Source organism: Stenotrophomonas sp. Br8, from assembly GCF_014763005.1.
In the GTDB taxonomy this organism is placed as follows: Bacteria; Pseudomonadota; Gammaproteobacteria; order Xanthomonadales; family Xanthomonadaceae; genus Stenotrophomonas; species Stenotrophomonas lactitubi.
Window position 1 is genome coordinate 102,570 of the sequence record NZ_JACGTN010000019.1, and the last position, 23,292, is coordinate 125,861.

The window sequence follows — 23,292 nt, forward strand, 5'->3', positions numbered from 1 at the left end:
TAATGCGTTAAAGGAGACTGTCATGGTTGAGCCCATCGTCATCGAAGGGCAGCGCGCCTGGCTGAAGCAGTACGGCGAAGGAAGCCGAGCAGTGGCCCTGGGCCTGCTCAATTTTGTTGCCCGCCGGTTCCATCTCGACGCCCTGCGCCCGCCGCCGCACCGCGGTGGCGACGCCGCGCGCGAAACCGAGGCCCGCCGGCTGGCGGAACTGCAGGCGCAGGGCGTGAACGTGCCCGCGGTGATCGGCAGTGGACATGCCGCGCTGGTGATCGGCGACAACGGCAGCTCGTTCAATACCTGCCTGCGCGAAGCCGACGATGCCGGCCGCGATCGCCTCGTGGCTGCGGCGATGCAGGCCATTGCCGAAGCGCACGGTCGTGGCGCCTATTTCGGCCAGCCGCTGCCGCGCAACCTCACCTGGGATGGCCAGAACGTCGGTTTCATCGACTTCGAAGAAGATCCGCTGGAAGTCATGGACCTGGCCGAGGCACAGGCGCGCGACTGGCTGATGTTCGGCTATGGCGTTGCCAAGTACTACGCCGACCGCCCCGAATGCCTGCAGGCGATGATGGCCGAGGCGATGAACGGGGTGCAGGCACCGGTGCGTGCGCACGTACACGCCGTCAGTGGCCGTCTGCAGCGCCTGGCACGGGTGTGCATGAAGCTGGGGCGCTCGGCGCGTGCGCTGGCCCACTCCATTTTCATCACCCACGGTGCCACCACGCTGGGCCTGCTGATGGTGGTCGGCCTGTGCATGGACTGGTTTGCCGACGGCGAGCTGGACATCCTGCAGCTGCTCTGCTGACAGCGGGGCAGCCCGCAGCATCGGGTAGTGCCGGCCGCTGGCCGGCATCACCCGCTGGCCGATCCGGCAGGTCGCCTCCATACGCCGTGCATACGCGCACGTACAGACGACACGGCATGTTCCCCCTTATCATGGCCCGCTTCGATTGCAACAAGCGGATGACCGCGTGACCCTATCCACCCTCGCTTTTGTCTTCCCCGGTCAGGGCTCGCAGTCTGTGGGCATGCTGGCCGAGCTGGCCGAACTGCACCCGCAGGTGCGTGAGGCCTTCACCGAGGCATCCGATGGTGCCGGCGTCGACCTGTGGGCGTTGTCCCAGGGTGGCCCGGAGGAAATGCTCAACCGTACTGAATACACCCAGCCGGCCCTGCTGGCCGCCAGCATCGGCGCGTGGCGCGCCTGGAACGCCGTTGGTGGCCCGCGTCCGTCGGTTCTGGCTGGCCACAGCCTGGGCGAGTACACCGCCCTGGTCGCCGCTGGCGCCCTCAGCCTGCACGACGGTGCGCACCTGGTGCGCCTGCGCGGCCAGCTGATGCAGGAAGCCGCTCCGGCCGGTGTCGGCGCGATGGCCGCCGTGCTCGGCGCCGAAGACCAGCTGGTGCTGGACGTCTGCGCGGAAGCCGCCGGCAGCCAGGTGGTCGTTCCGGCCAACTTCAACTCGCCGGGCCAGATCGTGATCGGCGGTGACGCTGCCGCGGTCGACCGTGCGCTGGCGCTGCTGGCCGAGAAGGGCGTGCGCAAGGCGGTCAAGCTGGCCGTCAGCGTGCCCTCGCACACCCCGCTGATGCGCGAAGCCGCCAACCGTCTGGCCGAAGTGATGGCGGGCCTGTCCTGGCAGCTGCCGCAGCTGCCGGTGGTGCAGAACGTCGACGCCAAGGTGCACGACGGCGTGGACGCGATCCGCACCGCGCTGGTGCAGCAGCTGTACCAGCCCGTGCAGTGGACCGGCTGCGTGCAGGCGCTGGCCGCGCGTGGCGTCACCCAGATCGCCGAGTGCGGTCCGGGCAAGGTGCTGACCGGCCTGGTCAAGCGCATCGACAAGGCCATCGACGGCCGTTCCCTGGCCACCCCGGGCGACTTCGAAACCGCCCGCGAGACGTGGTCGGCCTGATTGCCCCTGTTCCTGCCGACCGTGCCGGTGGCCGCTGCAAGCGGCACGGGTGCGGCGGCCGCCCCAGCCTGAGGAAAACATCATGAGCAAGCCCCTGCAGGGTGAAATCGCACTGGTCACCGGTGCCAGCCGTGGCATTGGTGCCGCCATCGCCGATCTGCTGGCCGCCCAGGGCGCCACCGTCATCGGCACCGCTACCACCGAGTCCGGCGCTGCCGCGATCGGCGAGCGCCTGGCCGCCCACGGCGGTCACGGCCGTGCGCTGAACGTCACCGACGCTGCCGCGCTCGACGCCGTGCTTGACGGCATCGCCAAGGAATTCGGCCCGATCTCGATCCTGGTCAACAACGCCGGCATCACCCGCGACAACCTGCTGATGCGCATGAAGGAAGACGATTGGGCGTCGATCATCGACACCAACCTGACCAGCGTGTTCCGCACCAGCAAGGCCGTCATGCGCGGGATGATGAAGGCGCGCAAGGGCCGCATCATCAACATCGCGTCGGTGGTGGGCGTGACCGGCAACGCCGGCCAGGCCAACTACGCCGCCGCCAAGGCCGGCATCATTGGTTTCTCCAAGTCGCTGGCCAAGGAAATCGGCTCGCGCGGCGTCACCGTCAACGTGGTCGCGCCGGGCTTCATCGACACCGACATGACCAAGGCGCTGCCGGAAGAGGCGCGTACCGCGCTGATCGGCGACATCGCCCTCGAACGCCTGGGTTCGCCGGAGGACATCGCCCATGCGGTGGCCTTCCTGGCCAGCCCGGCTGCCGGCTACATCACCGGCGAAACTCTCCATGTGAACGGCGGCATGTACATGCCGTAAGCAAGGGGCGCAGGGATCGCGCCGCAAGTGATTGATCTGCGAGGATTTTTGCTGCAATGCAAGGTCACGCCGGTTTCCACTACACTATCCCACGGCCATCGCCTTTGATGGCGACCACTTTTTGAACCACTACTCCATCTGGAGCGATATCCCATGAGCACCATCGAAGAACGCGTCAAGAAAATCGTCATCGAACAGCTTGGCGTCAAGGAAGAAGAAGTCACCAACAGCGCATCGTTCGTCGATGACCTGGGCGCTGACTCGCTGGACACCGTCGAGCTGGTGATGGCGCTGGAAGAAGAATTCGAGTGCGAGATCCCGGACGAAGAAGCCGAGAAGATCAGCACCGTGCAGGCTGCGATCACCTACATCACGGCCCACGTCAAGGCCTGATGCAGGACGTCAGTGCGCGCGCGGGCGTTGAGCTCGCCGCGCACGACACCCCATGGGGCCGCTGTTTGCGGCCCCGTGTGTTTGCGTACCACACCGAAGTAAACCGCGTTACCCGCAAAGAACGTTCGGGTCAGGAGAATCAGCAATGAAGCGTCGCGTCGTCGTAACTGGCCTGGGTATGGTCTCGCCGTTGGGCAATGATCTGGCCAGCAGCTGGGAAGGCATCACCCACGGTCGTTCGGGCATCGGTCCGCTGACCAACGTTTCTGATGCCTACCTGGAACGGTTCACCACCAAGATCGCAGGTGAGGTCAAAGGCTTTGACATCACCGCCGACAACGAACTGTTCGGCAAGTACCGGGTCAGCGGCAAGGATGCCAAGAAGATGGACCCGTTCATCCATTACGGCCTCGGTGCCGCTTTCATGGCCCTGCATGATTCGGGCCTGGAGATCACCGACGCCAACGCCGACCGCATTGGCGCCATCGTTGGCGCCGGCATCGGCGGCCTGCTCGGTATCGAAGAGCAGACCATCGAGTTCCACGAAGGGAAGAAGATCTCTCCCTTCTACGTGCCCAAGACCATCATCAACATGCTGCCGGGCCAGCTGAGCATCATCAGCGGCCTGAAGGGCCCGTCGTTCTCGGCGGTCTCGGCGTGCGCCACCTCCAACCATTCCATCGGCACCGCCATGCGCATGATCCAGTACGGCGATGCGGACGTGATGGTGGCCGGCGGTGCCGAACGCGGTTCCTCGCCGACGGCGCTGGGCGGCTTCTGCGCGATGAAGGCGATGAGCACCCGCAACGACGCTCCGGAACAGGCCTCGCGCCCGTGGGACAAGGACCGTGACGGCTTCGTGCTGGGCGACGGCGCCGGTATCCTGATCCTGGAAGAGTACGAGCACGCCAAGGCACGTGGCGCGAAGATCTACTGCGAGCTGGCCGGTTTCGGCGCCAGCTCCGACGCGTACCACATGACCGCGCCGAGCGAGAACGGCGAGGGCGCTGCGCGCTGCATGACCATGGCCCTGAAGGACGCGGGTGTCACCCCGGAACAGGTCGGCTACCTCAACGCACATGGCACCTCGACCCCGCTGGGCGACCTCGGCGAGACCATGGCGATGAAGACCGCCTTCGGCGACCACGCCTACAAGATGATGGTCAGCTCCACCAAGTCGATGACCGGCCACCTGCTCGGCGCTGCCGGCGGCGTGGAAGCGATCTTCTCGGTGCTGGCAATGCGCGACAACGTGATTCCGCCGACCATCAACCTGCAGCAGCCGGGCGAAGGCTGCGACCTGGACTACGTGCCCAACGAAGCACGCCAGGCCAAGGTCGACGTGGTGATGTCCAATGGCTTCGGCTTCGGCGGCACCAACGGCACGCTGATCTTCAAGCGCGTCTGATCGCACCGGCAGCGTCGAGCCAGGCTCGACTCCGCCAACCACGAGGCCGCCGCAAGGCGGCTTCCGTGTATCCGTCTCCCGAACTGGCCGCCATGACCCACGCCCCGCTGATCCACCCGCTGCCGCACCCGATCGACCTGCTGGCGGTGCAGCAGCGCGACCCGGCGCGTTTCCCGCTGCTGATGGAGTCCACCGCCTCGGGTACCGCCCAGGGCCGCTGGAGCCTGCTGCTGGCCGCGCAGGGCGATACCCTGCAGTTGGACGCCGATGGCCAGGTGCGCGACCAGCACGGTGCGCTGCAGCCCGGCAGTTTCCTGCAGGCGCTGGACCGCGCATGGCACGCGCAGCGCCTGCTGCACGACGGCGGCCACGCGCTGCCGTTCCGCGGTGGCTGGGCGCTGATGCTGGACTACGAAGTGGCCAGCCAGGTCGAGCCGGTGCTGCCGGCGCGCGCGCGCGATGACGGTCACCCGACTGCACTGGCCCTGCGCTGCCCGGCCGCCGTGCTGCATGACCACCAGGCCGACACAAGTTTCCTCATTGCCGAGGCGGGCGAGCAGGCACTGCTGGACACGCTGGTCGCGTTGGTGGTCAGCGAACTGCCGCAGGCCGGGCAGGGCTGGCAACCGCCGCAGTCGGTCAGCGAAGACGAGCCGCAGCGCTTCACTGATGGCGTGCGCCGGGTGATCGAGTACCTGCGTGCCGGCGATGTGTTCCAGGTGAACCTGTCGCGGCGCTGGAGCGCGCATTTCGCAGCACCGGTCAGTCCGCAGGCGCTGTACGCGCAGCTGCGGCGCGCCAATCCGGCGCCGTTTGCCGGCCTGTTCAGTGCGCACGGCCGGCATGTGGTCAGCTCGTCGCCGGAACGGCTGGTATCGGTGCATGGCGGCCACGCGCAGACCCGCCCGATCGCCGGCACCCGCCCGCGCTTCGAGGGCGACGACGATGCCGCGCGCATCCAGGAACTGGTCGGCCATCCCAAGGAGCGCGCCGAGCACGTGATGCTGATCGACCTGGAGCGCAACGACCTGGGCCGCATCTGCCTGCCTGGCACGGTCGTGGTGGACGAGCTGATGACCGTGGAAAGCTACGCGCACGTGCACCACATCGTCAGCAACGTCAGTGGCCACCTGCGCGCGGACGTGACCCCGGGCGAAGTGATCGCCGCCACCTTCCCCGGCGGCACCATCACCGGCTGCCCGAAGGTGCGCTGCATGCAGATCATCAGCGAGCTGGAGCAGGTGCCGCGCGGCGCGTATACCGGTGCGTTCGGCTGGCTGAACCGCGATGGCGACCTGGACCTGAACATCCTGATCCGCACCGCCGAAGTGGATGGCAACGAGGTCAGCTTCCGTACCGGTGCCGGCATCGTGGTCGACTCGGACCCGGACAAGGAACTGGACGAAACCCGGGCCAAGGCCCGCGGCCTGCTGCGGGCGCTGGGGCAGCAGGGTTGATCGATTGCCGCCGCCGGGCATGGCCCGGCGCTGCCGGTCCTGGTGGGTGCCGACCGTTGGTCGGCACGGATGCTTCCATGGTCGTTCATCCACGCATGGCGTGGATCTACTGGAGATGGTGGGTGGGTGCCGACCGTTGGTCGGCACGGACGCGTGGCTTCGGTCATGACCCTACACCGGCGGCACGGTATCCTGCACGACGGAATCGAGTTCAGAGGTAGTCCATGGCGGGAGCCAAGCGCGGGTGTCTGTGGGTGGTAACACTGCTGCTGGTGCTGGCCGCCATCGTGGCCGGCGCGGGCGCGTGGTTCTTCTACAAGCAGACCCAGTTTGCCGACGTGCCGCTGACCCCCAGTGCGGACAGCGTGGTCATCGCCAGCGGCGATGGCATGAACAGCGTGCTGCGCAAGCTGCGCGAGGCCGGCGTGGACGAGGGCCAGGACACCCAGTGGCAGCTGCTGGCGCGCCAGCTCGATGCCGCCGGCAAGCTGAAGGTGGGCGAGTACGCACTGAGCAGGGATCTGACCCCGCGCGAACTGCTGCTGCGCATGCGCGCCGGCAAGGTGCTGCAGCACCGCGTCACCATCATCGAAGGCTGGAACATCCGCCAGCTGCGCGCCGCGCTCAAGCGTGCCGATCCGCTGCTGCACACCACCGACACCCTCGATGACGCAGCGCTGATGGACCGCCTCGGTTTCGCCGGCCAGCATCCGGAAGGCCGCTTCCTGCCGGAGACCTACGTCTACCAGCGCGGCGACAGCGACCTGGACGTGCTCAAGCGTGCCCACGGCGCGATGGAGAAGGCGCTGGACGAAGCCTGGGAAAGCCGCGCGCCGGATCTGCCGATCAATACGCCGTACGAGCTGCTGACGATGGCGTCGATCATCGAAAAGGAAACCGCGCTGGCCAGCGAGCGACCGCAGATTGCGGGCGTGTTCATGCGCCGCCTGAAGATCGGCATGCGCCTGCAGACCGACCCGACCGTGATCTACGGCATCGGTGCGGCGTATGACGGCAACATCCGCCGCCGCGACCTGACCACCGATACGCCCTACAACACCTACACCCGGTCTGGCCTGACCCCGACCCCGATCGCCATGCCCAGCCGCGATGCGCTGATGGCCGCTGCGCAACCGGCACCGGGCGATGCGCTGTACTTCGTCGCCGTGGGCGATGGCAGCGGCGCACACGTGTTCTCGCCCAGCCTGGACAAACACAACGCCGCCGTAGCCCGCTACCTGCAGCAGCTGCGCCAGCAACGCACCAAGGAGACCCCGGCGCAATGAGTTCCGCGCTGCTTCGCCATCCCCGTTTCGTCAGCCTGGAAGGCGGCGAAGGCGCGGGCAAGACCACGGCCATCAACGCCATCCGCGAGTGCCTGCGCCGCCACGGCCATGAGGTCGTGCTGACCCGCGAACCCGGTGGTACGCCGCTGGCCGAGCGCATCCGCGGGCTGGTGCTGAAGCCCGATGCCGAGATCGCTGCTGAGCCGCTCAGTGCCGAGGCCGAACTGCTGCTGGTGTTCGCCGCACGTGCGCAGCATGTGCGCCAGGTGATCCAGCCGGCGCTGCAGCGCGGCGCCTACGTGCTCAGTGATCGCTTCACCGATTCCAGCTACGCCTACCAGGGCGGTGGCCGCGGCCTGGACCCGCAGTGGATCGCAGACCTCGAGCGCCGCGCCGTCGGCCTGCTGCCCGGTTTGACCCTGCTGCTGGACGTGGACGTGGCCGTTGGCCGCGCGCGTGCCAACGGCCGCGATCTGTGGCCGGACCGCATCGAAAGCGAGCAGGACGATTTCTTCCAGCGCGTGCGCGAGGTGTTCCGCAGCCGCGCACAGCAGGACCCGCAGCGCTTCGCGCTGGTCGATGCCGGCCAGGTGCAGGAGCGGGTGGCTGCTGATGTGGTTGCGTGTGTCGAGCGCTGGCTGCAGCAAGGGGAGGGCGCATGAGTACGTTTTCGCCTTGGCAGCAGCGCGCGTTCGACCAGACCGTGGCCGCGTTGGATGCTGATCGGCTGGGCCACGGCCTGCTGATCTGCGGCCCGGCCGGGCTGGGCAAGCGTGAAGTGGCGCTCGCGCTGGCCGACCATGTGCTGGCACGCGGCGATGCTGCGCACGCCACCCGCACCCGGCAGCTGATTGCCGCCGGCACGCATCCCGACCTGCAGCTGATCAGCTTCATTCCGAACAAGAGCGGCGACAAGCTGCGCACCGAGATCGTGATCGAGCAGGTGCGCGAGATCACCAACAAGCTGGCGCTGACCCCGCAGTACGGCGTGGCGCAGGTGGTGATCGTCGACCCGGCTGATGCCATCAACCGTTCGGCCGCCAATGCGTTGCTGAAGACTCTGGAAGAACCGCAGCCCGGACGCTACCTGTGGTTGATCAGCAGTGACCCGGCGCGCCTGCCGCAGACCGTGCGCAGCCGCTGCCAGCGCCTGGAATTCAAGCTGCCGCCGCGCGAGGAAGCGCTGGCCTGGCTGCAGCAGCAGGGCCACAGCGAGGCGGCCGCGCGCGAGGCGCTGGATGCAGCACGCGGCCATCCTGGGCAGGCCGATAACTGGCTGCGCGAAGATGGCTTGAGCCTGCGTCGCGACGTCGGCCGCGAGCTGGAACAGTTGGCCGCTGGCAAGACCGGTGCGGTGGAACTGGCGCAGAAGTGGTGCGCCGATGACAACGCGGCGCTGCGCCTGCGCTTCGCCGCCGACCTGGCGCTGGCGCAGGCCAGCACCGATGCCTTGACCACGCCGGAGCGATTGCACAAGCTTGCAGCCTGGTTCGATGCGGCCAACCGCACCCGCGACCTGCTGCGCACCACCGTGCGCGCAGACCTTGCGGTGGTCGAGTTGCTGCTGGCCTGGAACAAGGTGAACGAGCGGCCTGCCGCAAGGGGAAATCGATGAGTGCCAGCAACGCCCGCCAGGGCATCCTGTCCTTGGCCGTGAAGGACAAGGCCGCGCTGTACAGCGCGTACATGCCGTTCGTGAAGAATGGCGGCATCTTCGTGCCCACGCCCAAGCGTTACTTCCTGGGCGATGAAGTATTCCTGCTGCTGACCCTGCCTGATTCCAGCGAGCGCCTGCCGGTGGCTGGCAAGGTGATCTGGGTGACCCCGGCCGGCGCGCAGGGCAACCGCACGGCCGGCATCGGCGTGCAGCTGGCGGACGGCCAGGAAGGCGAGACGGTGCGGCACAAGATCGAGACGATCCTGGCCGGCCTGACCGGTTCGGACAAGCCGACGCATACGATGTGATGTGGGCGGATTGCCCCTCCCGGTAGAGCCAGGCCATGCCTGGCTGATTCGGGGAAATGGGCCGGGAAACACGATGTGAAAAGGTGTTGACGCCCTGAAAAACCGCCCTATAATGAGCGGCTCAGCAACACACCGGGCGGTTAGCTCAGCGGTAGAGCATTGCCTTCACACGGCAAGGGTCACAGGTTCGATCCCTGTACCGCCCACCATGTTGCAGAACGAAAGAAGCCTCCAGCGATGGGGGCTTTTTTGTTGCCCGTGATTCAACCGGGCTCCTTTCCCCCGGCTGTGATCGCATCGCCGAGGCCGGTCTGCGCGGCACGCGCGATCTGGCGTGCGGCCAGCAGCAGACCGTTTCGATGGAAGTCGCCGATCTGCTCGTCGGTGCCGCCGACCACGCGCGTGTGCTCTGCCGCGTGCAGAAGATCGAGCATGGTGTTCAGTGCGGACAGTGAACGGCCGAGGGAGGCAATGGTCTGCGCGTTGAGTGTCTGCGTGGTGCACGGCTGGCCGTCTTCGCCATCTCCCTTGCGTACCGCATCAAGGAAGGTGAAGAACATCGGCTGCGATGACGGGATCTGCTGCTCCTTCAGTGCGCACTCGATCTCGCGCGCGAGGTCTTCAGGCACGTCGCTGGCGATGTCGCCGATCAAGGCAAGCAGGCGAGGATGGAGGACGGTTTTGTTGGTCATGGCGGAACCCTCACTGGCGTAGGACCACCTTCCGTAGTGAAGGTGGCGGACGGTGCGGGTTGGCGTACCGGGGCAAACACAACGGAGTGAGAAAACACCCGGCGGATCGAGTGATCCCCACGCACCGCCCGCCATTGAGGGCCGTCGGTGCATTCTTGCGGCTACGCACTGCTGCGCAACCAATCCGTCAGGTTTGCTTTTTCGAGACGCCAATCCCGGCCAAGGCAACTTGCCTCGGCCCGGCGATCATCAAGTCGAACAATCACGTCGGTCTGCAAGGAAAGTTCTCAACTACCCCTAAGCAGGCCAAGCGTTTTCTGTTCTGTGCCGTCGAGCACCAGCCCGCTGTGCAGCCCGTCACTGATGGCACAAATCGCCGCCCCTGCCGGGCGTGCATATGACGACTCCGCAGGAACGCCACCATGGCGATCGCGTCACCTCGCGCGGTGCTTGCGGGAACATGTCACGGATGGAGGCAGAGGGTTCCATCCATGCGCTGTTCCGGCGCCCTTGGCGGGCGTAATCTCGGCCCATTGTTGTGCCCCTCCCATCCTTGGAATGCCACCATGCCGCTCGCCCGCATCGATCTTCGCAAAGGTAAAACCGTGGAGTACCGCCAGCGTGTCGGCGAGGCGATCTACCAGGCCATGCGCGCGGTCGGCGTGCCGGAAAACGATCGCTTCCAGATCTTCCAGGAGCACGACGGCGGCACGCTCGTGTTCGACCCGGGTTACCTCGGCATCGCCCGCAGCGATGACTTCATCTGCATCCAGATCACCTGGAACGAAGGGCGCACGCTGGAGCAGAAAAAGGCGTTGTACCTGGGCATTGCCGATGGCCTGCATGCGGCAGTGGGTATCCGCCGCGAGGATGTGTTCATCAATCTGGTGGAAGTGAAGAAGGAGAACTGGTCGTTCGGTAACGGCCAGGCGCAGTACGTGAGTTGATGCGCGAAGCGCATCCACGCATGGCGTGGATCTACTGGATCCGTCGCGAAGACGTGTTCATCGATGTTGTCGGTGCCAGAGCCCTGCGTCACAGTGTCGCAGCAGGTAAACCCTGAACGCGGTCCAGGGTTGGCCCTGGGCCCGTAGAATGGCCGCGTGCGCCGCTCTGCTCTCCACCGCCGGTTCCAGACCCTGGCATGGCTTGCCATGCTGCTGGTGCTGCTTGCCCCGCTGGTGAGCCGCTGGCTGGCAGATGCGCACGTTGCTGTTGCTGCACCGGTGGCGGTCATGGACCACACCCTGCACGCACAGCACGCGATGGAAGGGCACCACGACCACCACGCGATGGCAATGCAGCATGGCGAAGCCGCACCGAAGCCGCCGGCCGATCCACACGCCGACCACGAGATGGGCGTGGACTGCGACTACTGCCTGATTGCCGCACGACTGATCACCCTGCTGGTGGCGGCGCTGCTGTTGATGATGCCGCTGGCACCGGTGTGCCGCGCGCTGCGTGGTGCGGTGCAGACGTTGCCGCAGCGGATCAGCGGCACGTTGGGAGCGCGTGGGCCACCGGTACTGCTGGCCGCTTGAGCCCTGCGCGTGCGCCCTTGGATTGATTCTCCCGAGCTGCCAGGCATGGCCTGGCACTACTGCGTGCGCGTTTCCCGAACTCCTTGAGCTTCCCTGCGACTGCGGGGTGGCCTTGCATGCCGTGAAACAATGAAAACAAACCCCAACTCCGTGCGCCTGCGTCGGGCGGCGCTGTCTGTCGCTTGTGCGCTGCTGCTGCACTCCGCTTCTGCCCTTGCTGCCGACGCGGCACCACCGACCACCCTGGATACCGTCCGCGTGGTGGATACCCGCAGCGGTGCGCTGTCCTCCACCGCCAGCACCGGCTCGGCCCTCGGCCTGAGCGTGCTGCAGACCCCGGCCAGCCTGACCGTGATTTCGCGCGAGCAGTTGGAGCAGCGCGGTGATTCCAATCTCAACGACGCGATCACCCGCGCCGGCGCGATCAGTGCACTTCCCCATCCGGGCAACGGCCTGAGTGCGCTGTCCAGCCGTGGCTTTACCGATGGCGCCTCGGTGATGCGCCTGTACGACGGCCTGCGCCAGTACGGCGGTGTGGGCATCACCTTTCCGTTCGATACCTGGTCCATCGAGCGCATCGAAGTGCTGCGTGGGCCGGCCTCGGTCATCCATGGTGATGGCGCCATCGGCGGCGTGGTCAACATCGTGCCGAAGAAGCCTTCGCGCGGTGCCATCGAGAACGAGGTAAGCGTCACCCTGGGCAGCGAAGACACCGCGCGACTCGGATTCGGCAGTGGCGGTGCGCTCACGCCGGCGCTGGCTTACCGCGTGGACGTCAGCGGCAACTACAGCAGCGGGTGGGTCGACCGCGGCCACAACGGCGATGCCACGTTTTCCGGTGCGTTGCTGTGGCAGCCACGGGCGGATCTGCAGTTCACGCTGACCCATGCGCAGGGCTACCAGAAGCCGATGCGCTACTTCGGTACGCCGTTGATCGATGGGCGGCAGCTGGATGCACTGCGCCACGAGAACTACAACGTGGCCGACAGCGTGATTCGTTTCCGCGACCGCTGGACCCAGCTTGATGCGCTGTGGACGCCGAACGAGAACGTGGAGTGGCGCACGCGCGTCTACCAGATCGACAGCCAGCGCGATTGGCGCAACGCCGAGGCCTATGTCTCCAACGAGCGCACCGGCCTGATCGACCGCTCCGGCAACACCCAGATCACCCACAACCAGGACCAGACAGGGCTGACCTCCACGCTGCGCCTGCTGGGGAATGCGGGCGGACTGCCCAACAGTTTCGCCGTTGGCTTCGATGCCAACCGTGCGCATTTCAAGCACACCAACAACACCTATGCGGGCAGCTCGGGACCGGTGGATCCCTTCAACCCGGTGCCCGGCGGGTTCGTCAGCGATGCACCCAACCTGCCGCGCTACCGCAACAGCGCCGAGCAGGTCGCACTGTTCGTGGAAGACCGGCTGGAACTGAGCGAGCGTTGGTCGGTGCTTGCTGGCGTGCGTCACGATCGCGCCACGATCGATCGCAACGACCTGGTCAGCGGCCAGCGGGCGTTCTCGAAGACCTACAACAGCACCGGCTGGCGCGCGGGCACGGTGTTCGCGGTACAACCGTCGATGACCCTCTATGCGCAGTACTCGCAGGCGGCGGACCCGGTCAGTGGGCTGTTGATGATCAGTCCGGCCAACGGCGTGTTCGATCTGGCCAAGGGCAAGCAGATCGAGATCGGCATGAAGCAGGCCTTCGATGGGGGCGAGTGGACGCTGGCAGCCTATCGCATCCGCAAGACCGGGCTGCTCAGCCGTGACCCGCTGCAACCGGACCGTCGCGTGCAGGTGGGTGCACAGACCTCAAAGGGAATCGAAGCCTCGTTGAACTGGGCCTTCGCGCCGCAGTGGTCGCTGGATGCCAACGCGACCGTACTCAAGGCCGAGTTCGAGGATTTCCTGGAAGCCACCGGCACGCCGGCGGTGACTGTCTCGCGTGATGGCAACGTGCCACCGAACGTTGCCGAGCGCCTGGCCAACGCCTGGTTGAGCTGGCAGTTCCTGCCCGACTGGAGCGTGGCCAGTGGCGTGCGCTACGTGGGCAAGCGCTATGCCGACAACGCCAACACGCTGCAGCTGCCGGGCTACACCACCACCGACCTGGCCCTGACCTGGCAGGCAGCGCCACGTACACGGGTGACCGCGCGCGTGTTCAACGTGTTCGACAAGGCGTACTACGCCACCGCGTACTACACCAGTACGCAGTGGCTGCTGGGCGCGGACCGGCGCATCGAATTCACCTTCGACCATCGCTTCTGAGGATGGCCGCCATGTCGCTGCGATCCACTGCCAAGCGCTGGACCTACCTGGTGCACCGTTGGCTGGGCATCGGTGGGTGCCTGCTGATGTTGCTGTGGTTTGTCAGCGGCATGGTGATGCTGTTCATCGGTTACCCGAAGCTGACGCCGGGAGAACGCTTGGCCGCGCTGCCCACACTGGTTGATGCGCGCGGCTGGCAGGCACTTTCCGTGCTGCCGGACGCCGTGCGACAGGAGCCTGAGCGGATCGTGTTGACGACGCTGCGTGGCGAGCCCGCCTACGTGGTGCGCTCCGGGGCGAACATGGGCGCATGGTCGGCGCTTACCGGGCAGGCATTGCCGCCGGTATCGGCGCAGCTGGCCGAAGTCTCCGCCGCGCAGTTCGCCGGTGGGCCGGCTTTCGTTGGTGCCATGCCGCTGGACGAGGATCGCTGGACGCATTCGCGCGGCCTTGATCCGCATCGGCCGCTGTACCGCGTCGGCGTGGGTGGCGCACAGCCTGGTGATGTCTACGTGTCCTCGCGTACCGGCGAAGTGGTGCTGGATGCACCGCGCCTGCAGCAGCGGTGGAACTATGTGGGCGCGTGGCTGCACTGGCTGTACTTCCTGCGCATGCAGTCGGTGGACCCGGTGTGGACCTGGACGGTGATCGTGCTGTCGGCGCTGTGCACGGTGGCCGCGATCAGCGGAATCGTGGTCGGCATCTGGCGCTGGCGGTTTCGCGGGCACTACCGCTCAGGGTCGAAGACGCCGTACCAGGAACCGTGGATGCGCTGGCATCACCTGATCGGGTTGATGGCGAGCGCATTCGTGTTCACCTGGATCTTCAGTGGCCTGATGTCGATGAATCCGCTGGGTGTTTTCAGCAGCTCACGCGCCTCGCTCAACGCTGCGCGCTATCAGGGTGAGGTTCGGGCGGATGCAGGCGTCATCGCACAGCCGGCTGCGGTACTGGCTGCAGTGCACACGCCGCAGTTCGTGCCGGTCGAGATCCAGTGGCGACGCATCGGCGGTGAACTGTTCGCTGTGGCGCTGGACGGCAACGCCGATTCACGGGTGGTCACGGAGCGTGGCGGCGCACTGCAGGTATCCACTGCATTCGGTGCAGACTGGCTGCAGGGCAGGGTAGCGGCGATGTCCGATGCGCGCCTGCGTGAGTTCACCATTCTGCAGACGCCCGATGCTTACTTCTATCCGCGCGCTGCAGAGGTGATGAATGGCGCCGCGGTACGTCGCTTTCCGGTGGCGATGGCTGACTTCGATGATGCTGAGGCAACCCGCGTCTATGTGGACCTGGCCACCGGCGATCCGCTGTTGACGATGGGCAAGCGCGAGCGCGCAGGTCGCTGGCTGTTTTCCTTCCTGCACAGCTGGGATCTACCCGCGCTGCTGCGACAGCCGAACAGCCGCTTGGTCGTGCTGCTGTTGCTCAGCCTGGCAGGTACCGCGCTGTGCGCGACGGCCACGGTGATCGGCTATCGGCGGTTGCGGATGACATTCTCGCGGCGGAAACGGTAACGCCAATACCTCTGGGTGGAAGGCTGTGAGACTATCCGGAGTTCCTGGGCAACGAGGGGCTGCGGTCCGTAGCCGATGTCTGCGGCCAGGAAAGTGCAGGGGCTCAATGCTTGCAGTGCTTCGATGGTAGTCCCTGGATAGGATTTCCACACAACGTAGATGGAGCAAGGATGAATTACGTTTCGATGGGTGTTCTCGCAATTGGAATTGCAGCTGCGTCTTCAGGCGCACAGGCCAAATCGTTGCCGCGTCTGTACAACTTCCCGACCACCACAACTGCCTCTGTTTCCAACGCACTTCCGGCGCCGGGACAGGTTATCCAGCTTTCCGCGCAGGTCGATGGCCAGGCGCTGGGGCTGTATCACATTCCGGGCAACGATCAGATCGGTGGGACGGTCGAGTTCAAGGTCAATGGCCAGGCGGTGGGCAAGGTGCAGGTCAGTACGGTCAACACGCCGTTCCTCGGTACGGTTTCCGACCTGGACAAGGGGTGCTGGGCTGCCATCCGTGACGTCCAGGTCTGCACGCACAAGTACGCCTACGGCCGACCGGCCAAGGTCGCGATCAACTACACCGTTCCGGCAGGTTTCACTACCGCATCGATCACCGCGACGTTCAGTGGCGATGGTCAGTTCTCGCAAGGGTCTGTGTCGGCGCCGGTCAACCTGCGCAACATTCCCACCTTTGGTGAGATCCGCGGCATGGGCAACAAGTGCCTGGATGCCGAGGGCGCCAACACCGCGCCGGGCACCGCCATCCAGGTGTGGGATTGCACGCCGGGCACCGCACAGCAGCTTTGGACGGTGAAGCCCAATACCTCGACCATCACGGGGGTGCCCAGCAATCGCGTGCTCGATATCGTGGGCTATGGCACCAGCAACGGAAGCCGGATCCAGCTCTACGACGCGCATGGTGACTGGAACCAATCGTGGAAGTTCACCAACACGTCCATCGTCGGTGTGGCCAACAAGGTGCTGGATGCTACCGGTGCGTCAAGCGCCAACGGCACCAAGATCCAGCTGTACAGCAATGCGCTGACCAGCAACCAAAAGTGGGAGTTCAATCCCGCCAACGGCTCGATTGTCGGTGTCGGTGGCAAGTGCCTGGATGTTGAGGGTGCGAATTCCGCGGATGGCACCCGCGTGCAGTTGTGGGATTGCACGGGCGTGCCGCAGCAGCGCTTCGAACTGGGCGCGGACGGGTCTATCCGTGGGCTGGGCGGCAAATGCCTGGAAGCGGCTGACGGTGCGAGCCATGACGGGAATCCGATCCGCATGTGGTCCTGCAATGGTGGCGCGCACCAGTCCTGGCGGCTGGTAGGCGAGATCCGCAACCCGCAGACCAACATGTGCCTGGATGACCCGGGCATGGGTAACACCAATGGCTCGAAGGTGCACATGTGGATGTGCCAGGGCACAGAGAATCAGCGCTGGGAATTCTCCTCCTACTGACTTTTCGGCCCGATGCAGTGTGGAACCGTGCGCCTTCGCGCGCACGGTTCTTTGCAGGGACAGGTCAACCGCCTGCCATGCAGGTTTACATCCGCAGCCACCGCGTCGACACCGCCACCAGCAGCAGCGCCATCGCCACGCCGACGAAGGCGGCGATGAGGCCGAAGTGATTGGCGGCGAAGCCGATCAGCGCCGGGCCGGCAAGAATGCCTGCAAATCCAAGCGTGGAGACCGCAGTGATGGCGATCGCCTGCGGCATCCGGTTCTGGCTGCCAGCCAGCGAGAACAGCGCCGGTGCGATGTTGGCGCAGCCCAGCCCGACCAGCACGTAGCCGCCCAGTGACGCCTGCCACGGCGTGACCAGGGTGAGCACCAGCACGCCGGCGCAGGCCAGCAGCGCACCGGCCACGATGGCCTTCTGCCGGCCGATGCGCTCCACCAGGCGGTCGCCGAACAGGCGCGCCACGGTCATGGTCAGGGTGAAGGTGACGTAGCCGATGCCGGCATGGCTGGCATCGACCTGGCGGATGTCGGTGAGGAACACCGCACTCCAGTCCAGCATCGCGCCTTCCGCCAGGAACGCGATGAAGGCAAGCACGCCGATGAACATGACGATGCCGCGCGGCCACGCCAGCAGCGGTGCATCGTGTGCGACGCGCTCGCCACGCCAGTAGCGCGCCGACAGCAGTGCGACCACACCCATCATCAATACGCCGAGCAGCACCGCCGAGATCGGCGCCATGCGCGCGCTCAGCAACAGGGTCATCGTCGCCGCGCCGAGGAATCCACCGATGCTGAAGAACGCGTGGAAGCCGGACATCATCACCCGCTGCGCTTCGCGTTCCACCACCACGGCCTGTACGTTCATGGTGCAGTCCATCGCACCCACGCCGGCACCGAAGACGAACAGCACCAGGCCCAGCATCCACACCGACTCGGCCAGCGCCAGGCCGGGTACCGTTGCGCAGATGATCAGCGTGGTGGCGACCATCACCCGGCGGCAGCCCAGCCGTGCGGCGAACAGGCCCGACAACGGCATGGCCAGTAGCGAGCCGGCGCCCAGGCAGAGCAGCACCAGACCCAGCGTGGCGTCGTTGATGTCGGTGCGCGCCTTGGCGAAGGGCACCAGCGTGGCCCACAGCGCAGTAGCGAAGCCGGGAATGAAGAATGCAGCGCGGGTCGCGTGCTGTTCGGCACGCGGTCGGTTGGCGAGGGACATGGGCGGTACGGTCAGGGAGGTGTCGGATGTACGGCGATACCGGCGGCACGGAAACGGGCGGCCAGCGCAGGTGGTGCCGAGGTGGTCAGTACCAGATCGTCGATGTCGTCCAGGCCGGCGATCTGCCAGTTGCCGCGTGCGCCCAGTTTTTCGGTGGTGGCGGCGACGATGATGCGGCTGCTGCAGGCGACCATCGCGCGCTTGAGCGTGGCTTCCTCGGCGTCCATTGCCCACACGCCGGTATCGACGTCGACGGCGCAGGGGCCGGGCAGAAAGACATCCGCCCGCAGGTGCTGCACCTGGGCCAGCGCCTCGGCACCGACCGCGCCGCCGCCTGCGGCCAGGCGCCCACCGATCAGCTGCACGGTGGTGCCGTCCTGCCACGCCGCGGCGGTGGCGATCTGTGGCGCGTTGGTGATCACCGTCAGCCCCAGCGCACCCGGCAGCTGCTGGGCGATGGCCAGGTTGGTCGAGCCGGCATCGATCAGCAGGACCTGGCCGGGCTGCAGCAACGTGCAGACACGGGCGGCCAGCTCATCCTTGCCGGTGCGGTCCTGGGTCATCCGTTCGCGCAGCGGTACCGCCTTCGGGGCCGGCAGCACCGCGCCACCATAGACGCGCTGGCACAGGCCCTGGGCGGCCAGTTCACGCAGATCGCGGCGGATCGAATCTTCGGATATGCCATAGCGGCGGGCCAGTTCGGCGGCCACTACGCGCCCCTGCTGGCGCAGCTCCTGCAGGATCAGCTGGGTACGTTCGGCGGGGAGGGCGGGGTCGGAGTTCATGCTTCAATTGTGCATAAACGTGCATGACCGTGCAACATCGAGTGCCCGGCCAGAAGTTGGCGAGACGGGCTGTACACACTCCAACTGCAGCGATGGTGAATCGCGCGGGCGCTGGCGCTGCTCATTCCCTTTCCCGCGCGGCATCATGGCGAGGCACCCGGCACGGAACCCTGCATGTCCTCCACCGTTCATCACAAGCTGCGCATCGGCGCCGATCAGTTCACCGGCCAGAAGGTGGTCGACCAGCAGTTCCACGAGTGCGATTTCTCCGGCGCGGACCTCACCGCCACCGAGTTCGTGAACTGCGGTTTCTACGACGCCGACACGCGCACCGGGTGCCGTTTCAGTGGTGCCACGTTGAAAGAAGCCAGCTTCCGCCAGTGCGACATCAGCATGTGCAACTTCAACTTCATCAAGGCGCTGGGGCTGGAAATCAGCGAGTGCCGCGCGCAGGGCGCCGATTTCAGCAACGCCAGTTTCATGAACCAGATCACCACGCGCAGCTGGTTCTGCAGCGCCTTCATCAAGAAGACCAACCTGCGCTATGCCAACTTCTCGCGGGTGACGCTGGAGAAGTGCGAGCTGTGGGAAAACCGCTGGGAAGGGGCCAACGTCAGCGGTGCCAGTTTTGCAGGGTCGGACCTGTCCGGTGGCCAGTTCGATGGCATCGACTGGAACACGGCCAACTTCACCGATTGCGACCTGACCAACTCCGAACTGGGTGAGCTGGACGTGCGCAGCACCAACCTGCGTGGCGCCACGCTGGATGTGCAGCAGGTGGCGCTGCTGATGCAGCGGATCGGCATCACCGTGGTGCCTTGAGCGTGCGTGGCGGCGCTATGCCGGCGCGGTCGGCGCATGGGCCACCCAGCCCTTGAAGCTGAAGCCGGCGTAGAACAGTTCCACGTTGTCGAAGCCAGCCTCCTGCAGCAGCGCCACTTCCTGCTCGGGCGACAACAGCGGTAGACGCTCGGCGATCGCGGCGGCTGCGCGCTGCGCATCGGCACGTGGAATGCCGGAGGCCTCGCCGAACGCAGCATAGCGCTGCAGCCAGCGATGCTTGCCGGCCGCGTCCTGCGGCACGCTGTGGTGGGCGACCACCAGCGGCGCACCCGCACGCAGCCGTTGCCGCAGTTCGCGCAGGGTGTGCAGTCGTTGCTCAACGGTGAGGAAATGCAGGGTGAGCAGGCAGGTGGCGCCGTCGAAGACGGTGCGCGGGGCATCGTCGATGTAGCCTTCCAGCAGCGTGACCTGCGCCATCAATGGCCCCAGGGTCTGTTCGGCCAGCGCGAGCATTGGCGCGGCCGGATCGATACCGAGCATCTGCCACTGCGGGTGCGCTTCGGCGAAGGCCTTGAGCTCCAGGCCGCCACCTGCGCCGAGCACCAGCACCTGGCCATCGTCGGGCACATGTTCGGCCAGCAGCAGGTGGGTCATCTGCTGCAGTCCGAGGAAACCCGGCACCTGCCGCAGCGGACCGTCGGCATAGCGGGCGACGGCGTGGGGATCGGAGAAGGAAGGCATGCTCATTCCTGGCGGGTAGATTCCGAGGTCATGGTGCTTGCGGCGTGGCGTATCAAGTGCTTCGCATACCATTCTGGTCTCAGGAGTTGAGACACCTGGGCTGGACACTATTGCATCCGCAGCAGAGGATCACACGCATGCCCGTCAGTTTCGAAACCGGCGACATCTTCGCTACACCGGGGTTGAGCAGCTACGCCCACGGATGCAACTGCGCAGGGGCAATGGGCAAGGGCATCGCGGTGGCGTTCCGTCAGCACTGGCCGGCGATGTATGAAGCCTACCGACGCCTTTGCATGGCTGGTGAATTCGCCCCGGGAGATGTCTTTGTATGGGAGGAGGGGGCTGTCACTGTGTTCAATCTGGGCACACAGCTCAGCTGGCGCACGAAGGCTGAGTTCAGTGCGGTAGAGCGAGCGCTGTCGGAGATGCTGCGCGAAGCCGAGGTACGCGAGGTACCCGAGATTGCGCTGCCGAGTATCGGTGCCGGGTTGGGGGGGCTCGAGTGGCCGCGGGTTCGCGCGCTCCTCGAGGCGTTCGGTGCTGCGACGCCGATTCGCCTGCGAGTTTGCGAGACGTTTGTCGAAGGTGTGCCGCTGGCGGCGTGACTGCGGATGCCCCGGTTGAGGCGCTAGTCCAACGCCTTCCCAAGCACCTGCCAGATCTTCGGGTCCCGGCACTGCGACACATTGAAGCGCACGTAGTCGGCAGCGAGCTGCGACTGGCTGAAGGCATTGCCGGGCGCCACCACCACGCCTTCGCGCAGGCACTGCCGTGCCACGGCCGATGCATCGCGGCCATCGGGCAGCTGGCACCACAGGAACAGCCCTGCTTCCGGTTGCAGCCATGGCGTGATGCCCAGCTTCTGCACCTGCCGCAGGGTGTGCTTGCGCGCATCGGCCAGGCGCGTGCGCACCGCCTGCATGTGCCGGCGGTAGCCGCTGTCGGTCAGCGCGATCTGCATCAGGTGTGCGGCCAGGTGCCCGCCGCCGAAGCTGGTGGCCAGCTTCAGATCGGTCAGTGCCTCGATCCAGTCCGGGCGCGCGGCGATGTAGCCGCAGCGCGATGCCGCGGAGATGGTCTTGGAGAAACTGCCGACATGGATTACCCGCGACAATCCATCCAGCGCTGCCAGCCGCGGCGCCGGACGCAGCTCGAAGTCGGCGAAGATGTCATCCTCGATGATGATCAGTTCGCTGCGTTCGGCCAGGCCCAGCAGGCGATGGGCCGTGGTCGCCGACAGCACCGCGCCGGTCGGGTTGTGCAGTCCGGAATTGGTGATGTACAGGCGCGGCGCATGTTCCTGCAATGCGCTGGCGAACACTTCCAGATCCGGGCCGGTGTGCGTGTAGGGCACGCCGATGGCCTGCACCTGATGCGCCTTCAACAGTGCGTGGTAGTTGAAGTAGCTCGGATCATCGACCAGCACGCAGTCGCCGGGCTTCAGCAGGAAGCGGCAGATCAGGTCGACCGCATGCGTTCCCGATTCGGCCAGCAGCAGCTGCTCCATCGACGCTTCGATGCCCAGCGTGGCCGCGCGTCGCTGCAGCGTCTGCCGCAGTGCCGGCAGGCCGAGTGGCCCGGCGTAGTCAACCAGGTGTGCGGCGTCGGCGCGGGCCATGCGGCGCAGGCCACGGCGCAGGCCATCGTGGTACAGCCAGTCGCTGGGCATCCAGCCGCAGCCGGGCTTGAGGTGGCCGGGTGGGGTTTCCAGTGATTGCCGCGATACCCACAACGGGTCCACCGCGCGATCAAGGCGCGGTTCCATCTCGGCCAGCGCCAGCGGTGCTGCCGGGCCAGTCACATAGAAGCCGGAGCCGGCGCGCGCGGCGATCACGCCCTCGGCGGCCAATCGTTCGTAGGCCTCGACCACGGTGGACACGGAAACGCCCATCGCCGCCGCCTGCGCGCGCACCGAGGGCAGGCGGCTGCCCGGGCCATCCAGGCGCGAGCTGATGCGTGAGCGGACGGCGTGGATGACGCTGTCGATGCGGCTGGGTGGTCGGGTCATGAGGGCGACTGTAGGGGAATTGTGAGCAGTACAGTTACTTGTGACTGTACTGGATTGTAGCTGTGTATCGCCGGCGCCCGGTGGCTCAATGACGGGCACAGCCGGCTGTCGCCCGGTACTTCTGGAGCAGGGTGTGGAACGGTCGGCAAGCGGGTGGATCAATGGCTTCATCGGTGTAGTGATCTTCGCCGGCTCCTTGCCGGCCACCCGTCTGGCGGTAATGGAACTGGACGCCAGCTTCGTTACTGCCGCGCGCGCCAGCATTGCCGCGTTGCTGGGGCTGGTACTGCTGCTGGCATTGCGGCAGCCGCGCCCGCTCAGAAGCGATCTGCCCGGCCTGGTGCTGGTCAGCTTGGGCGTGGTGGTGGGCTTTCCCCTGCTGACCGCGTTGGCCCTGCGCCATGCAACGTCAGCCCACACCATCGTGTTCCTGGGACTGCTGCCACTGAGCACAGCAGTATTCGGCGTCCTGCGCGGCGGTGACCGGCCACGCCCGGCATTCTGGGTGTTCTCGCTGCTGGGCAGCGCCTGCGTGGTCGGCTACGCCGCACGCAACGGCATCGAGGCCTCGCTGCAGGCCGACCTGCTGATGCTGGCGGCGATCGTGGTCTGCGGGCTCGGCTACGCCGAGGGCGGCCGCCTGGCCCGGCATCTGGGCGGTTGGCAGGTGATCAGCTGGGCACTGCTGTTGGCACTGCCGGTGATGCTGCCGCTGATGGTGGCGATGCGCCCGGTCTCGTTCACGGCGGTCGCTGCCTCGGCCTGGTGGGCGCTGGGGTATGTGGCGGTGTTCAGCATGCTGATCGGGTTCCTGTTCTGGTATCGCGGTCTGGCCCAGGGTGGCATCGCCGCGGTTGGCCAGCTGCAGCTGCTGCAGCCGTTCTTCGGCCTGGCGCTGGCGGCGATGCTGCTGCACGAGACCGTCAGCGCGGGCATGCTGCTGGTGACCGTAGCGGCGGTGATCTGCGTAGCCGGTGCCCGTCGCTTCAGCCGCTGACAGCCCAGCCCCATCGTCTCGCGATACCGTTGGTGTATC

23 protein-coding genes and 1 tRNA gene are annotated in these 23,292 nt (G+C 66.3%); 19 read left to right on the plus strand and 5 right to left on the minus strand.

All coding sequences use genetic code 11. The features are described from left to right. Positions 1-22: 22 nt before the first annotated feature. From H3005_RS17090 to H3005_RS17140, 11 genes are all read left to right on the plus strand, one after another. A complete protein-coding gene (locus H3005_RS17090; protein WP_100463422.1) occupies positions 23-805 on the plus strand; it encodes a serine/threonine protein phosphatase in 783 nt (260 codons plus the stop codon). A gap of 166 nt (positions 806-971) precedes the next feature. Continuing rightward, positions 972-1,916, plus strand: coding sequence for an ACP S-malonyltransferase (fabD, locus tag H3005_RS17095; RefSeq protein ID WP_089239160.1), 945 nt, complete (start codon positions 972-974; stop codon positions 1,914-1,916). Between the two features lie 82 nt (positions 1,917-1,998). Continuing rightward, positions 1,999-2,742 carry a 3-oxoacyl-ACP reductase FabG gene (gene fabG, locus H3005_RS17100; protein ID WP_059063244.1) on the plus strand — a complete coding sequence of 248 codons (744 nt, stop codon included), beginning with the start codon at positions 1,999-2,001 and terminating at the stop codon, positions 2,740-2,742. A gap of 153 nt (positions 2,743-2,895) precedes the next feature. Beyond that, positions 2,896-3,135, plus strand: a complete 240-nt coding sequence (acpP, locus tag H3005_RS17105) for an acyl carrier protein (protein WP_025874077.1) — start codon at positions 2,896-2,898, stop codon at positions 3,133-3,135. Positions 3,136-3,280: 145 nt separating this feature from the next. After that, complete coding sequence (fabF, locus tag H3005_RS17110; RefSeq protein ID WP_100551697.1) at positions 3,281-4,543, plus strand: beta-ketoacyl-ACP synthase II; 1,263 nt, start codon at positions 3,281-3,283, stop codon at positions 4,541-4,543. A gap of 92 nt (positions 4,544-4,635) precedes the next feature. Beyond that, entirely contained in the window at positions 4,636-6,000 is a 1,365-nt protein-coding gene (locus tag H3005_RS17115; protein ID WP_191078647.1) for an aminodeoxychorismate synthase component I, read from the plus strand. Positions 6,001-6,224: 224 nt separating this feature from the next. Continuing rightward, positions 6,225-7,286: an endolytic transglycosylase MltG gene (mltG, locus tag H3005_RS17120; protein ID WP_100551699.1), complete on the plus strand. Its 1,062-nt coding sequence runs from the start codon at positions 6,225-6,227 to the stop codon at positions 7,284-7,286. Further along, positions 7,283-7,948 (plus strand): dTMP kinase, encoded by a 666-nt coding sequence (gene tmk, locus H3005_RS17125; RefSeq protein WP_191078637.1) that lies wholly within the window; start codon positions 7,283-7,285, stop codon positions 7,946-7,948. Before mltG ends, tmk begins: the two co-directional genes overlap by 4 nt. Continuing rightward, complete coding sequence (locus tag H3005_RS17130) at positions 7,945-8,901, plus strand: DNA polymerase III subunit delta' (RefSeq protein ID WP_099819206.1); 957 nt, start codon at positions 7,945-7,947, stop codon at positions 8,899-8,901. The genes tmk and H3005_RS17130 overlap by 4 nt, the downstream gene beginning before the upstream one ends. Then, entirely contained in the window at positions 8,898-9,251 is a 354-nt protein-coding gene (locus tag H3005_RS17135) for a PilZ domain-containing protein (protein WP_025874071.1), read from the plus strand. The genes H3005_RS17130 and H3005_RS17135 overlap by 4 nt, the downstream gene beginning before the upstream one ends. A gap of 134 nt (positions 9,252-9,385) precedes the next feature. Then, positions 9,386-9,460: transfer RNA gene (locus H3005_RS17140), tRNA-Val, on the plus strand. A gap of 54 nt (positions 9,461-9,514) precedes the next feature. Here the strand turns inward: H3005_RS17140 and H3005_RS17145 are convergent. Then, complete coding sequence (locus tag H3005_RS17145) at positions 9,515-9,943, minus strand: hypothetical protein (RefSeq protein ID WP_100551700.1); 429 nt, start codon at positions 9,941-9,943, stop codon at positions 9,515-9,517. A gap of 566 nt (positions 9,944-10,509) precedes the next feature. Between H3005_RS17145 and H3005_RS17150 the strand changes: the two genes are divergently transcribed. From H3005_RS17150 to H3005_RS17170, 5 genes are all read left to right on the plus strand, one after another. Next, positions 10,510-10,890, plus strand: a complete 381-nt coding sequence (locus H3005_RS17150; protein ID WP_100551701.1) for a tautomerase family protein — start codon at positions 10,510-10,512, stop codon at positions 10,888-10,890. Positions 10,891-11,097: 207 nt separating this feature from the next. Beyond that, the gene (locus H3005_RS17155) at positions 11,098-11,484 is read left to right on the plus strand and encodes a DUF2946 family protein (RefSeq protein WP_100551702.1); all 387 of its coding nucleotides are present in this window, start codon (positions 11,098-11,100) and stop codon (positions 11,482-11,484) included. A 129-nt stretch (positions 11,485-11,613) separates the two neighbouring features. Further along, positions 11,614-13,752: a TonB-dependent receptor gene (locus tag H3005_RS17160; protein ID WP_191078638.1), complete on the plus strand. Its 2,139-nt coding sequence runs from the start codon at positions 11,614-11,616 to the stop codon at positions 13,750-13,752. Positions 13,753-13,763: 11 nt separating this feature from the next. Then, positions 13,764-15,269 carry a PepSY-associated TM helix domain-containing protein gene (locus tag H3005_RS17165; RefSeq protein ID WP_191078639.1) on the plus strand — a complete coding sequence of 502 codons (1,506 nt, stop codon included), beginning with the start codon at positions 13,764-13,766 and terminating at the stop codon, positions 15,267-15,269. A gap of 242 nt (positions 15,270-15,511) precedes the next feature. Next, a complete protein-coding gene (locus H3005_RS17170) occupies positions 15,512-16,720 on the plus strand; it encodes a ricin-type beta-trefoil lectin domain protein (RefSeq protein WP_223880304.1) in 1,209 nt (402 codons plus the stop codon). An 85-nt stretch (positions 16,721-16,805) separates the two neighbouring features. Here the strand turns inward: H3005_RS17170 and H3005_RS17175 are convergent, their stop codons facing one another. Both H3005_RS17175 and H3005_RS17180 read right to left on the minus strand, forming a co-directional pair. Next, positions 16,806-17,939, minus strand: coding sequence for an MFS transporter (locus tag H3005_RS17175; RefSeq protein WP_191078640.1), 1,134 nt, complete (start codon positions 17,937-17,939; stop codon positions 16,806-16,808). 11 nt (positions 17,940-17,950) lie between these two features. Further along, on the minus strand, positions 17,951-18,724 hold the full coding sequence (locus H3005_RS17180; protein WP_100551707.1) for a DeoR/GlpR family DNA-binding transcription regulator: 774 nt from the start codon (positions 18,722-18,724) through the stop codon (positions 17,951-17,953). A 174-nt stretch (positions 18,725-18,898) separates the two neighbouring features. Between H3005_RS17180 and smqnr the strand changes: the two genes are divergently transcribed. Next, positions 18,899-19,546, plus strand: coding sequence for a SmQnr family pentapeptide repeat protein (gene smqnr / locus H3005_RS17185; protein ID WP_100551708.1), 648 nt, complete (start codon positions 18,899-18,901; stop codon positions 19,544-19,546). A gap of 15 nt (positions 19,547-19,561) precedes the next feature. On the opposite strand, the gene H3005_RS17190 is transcribed toward smqnr, so the two are convergent. After that, entirely contained in the window at positions 19,562-20,248 is a 687-nt protein-coding gene (locus H3005_RS17190; protein WP_191078641.1) for a class I SAM-dependent methyltransferase, read from the minus strand. Between the two features lie 137 nt (positions 20,249-20,385). Between H3005_RS17190 and H3005_RS17195 the strand changes: the two genes are divergently transcribed. After that, entirely contained in the window at positions 20,386-20,853 is a 468-nt protein-coding gene (locus tag H3005_RS17195) for a macro domain-containing protein (protein WP_100551710.1), read from the plus strand. A gap of 23 nt (positions 20,854-20,876) precedes the next feature. Here the strand turns inward: H3005_RS17195 and H3005_RS17200 are convergent, their stop codons facing one another. Beyond that, positions 20,877-22,256: a PLP-dependent aminotransferase family protein gene (locus tag H3005_RS17200; protein WP_191078642.1), complete on the minus strand. Its 1,380-nt coding sequence runs from the start codon at positions 22,254-22,256 to the stop codon at positions 20,877-20,879. A 133-nt stretch (positions 22,257-22,389) separates the two neighbouring features. Between H3005_RS17200 and H3005_RS17205 the strand changes: the two genes are divergently transcribed. Continuing rightward, positions 22,390-23,253, plus strand: a complete 864-nt coding sequence (locus tag H3005_RS17205) for a DMT family transporter (protein ID WP_100551712.1) — start codon at positions 22,390-22,392, stop codon at positions 23,251-23,253. Positions 23,254-23,292: the final 39 nt, after the last annotated feature.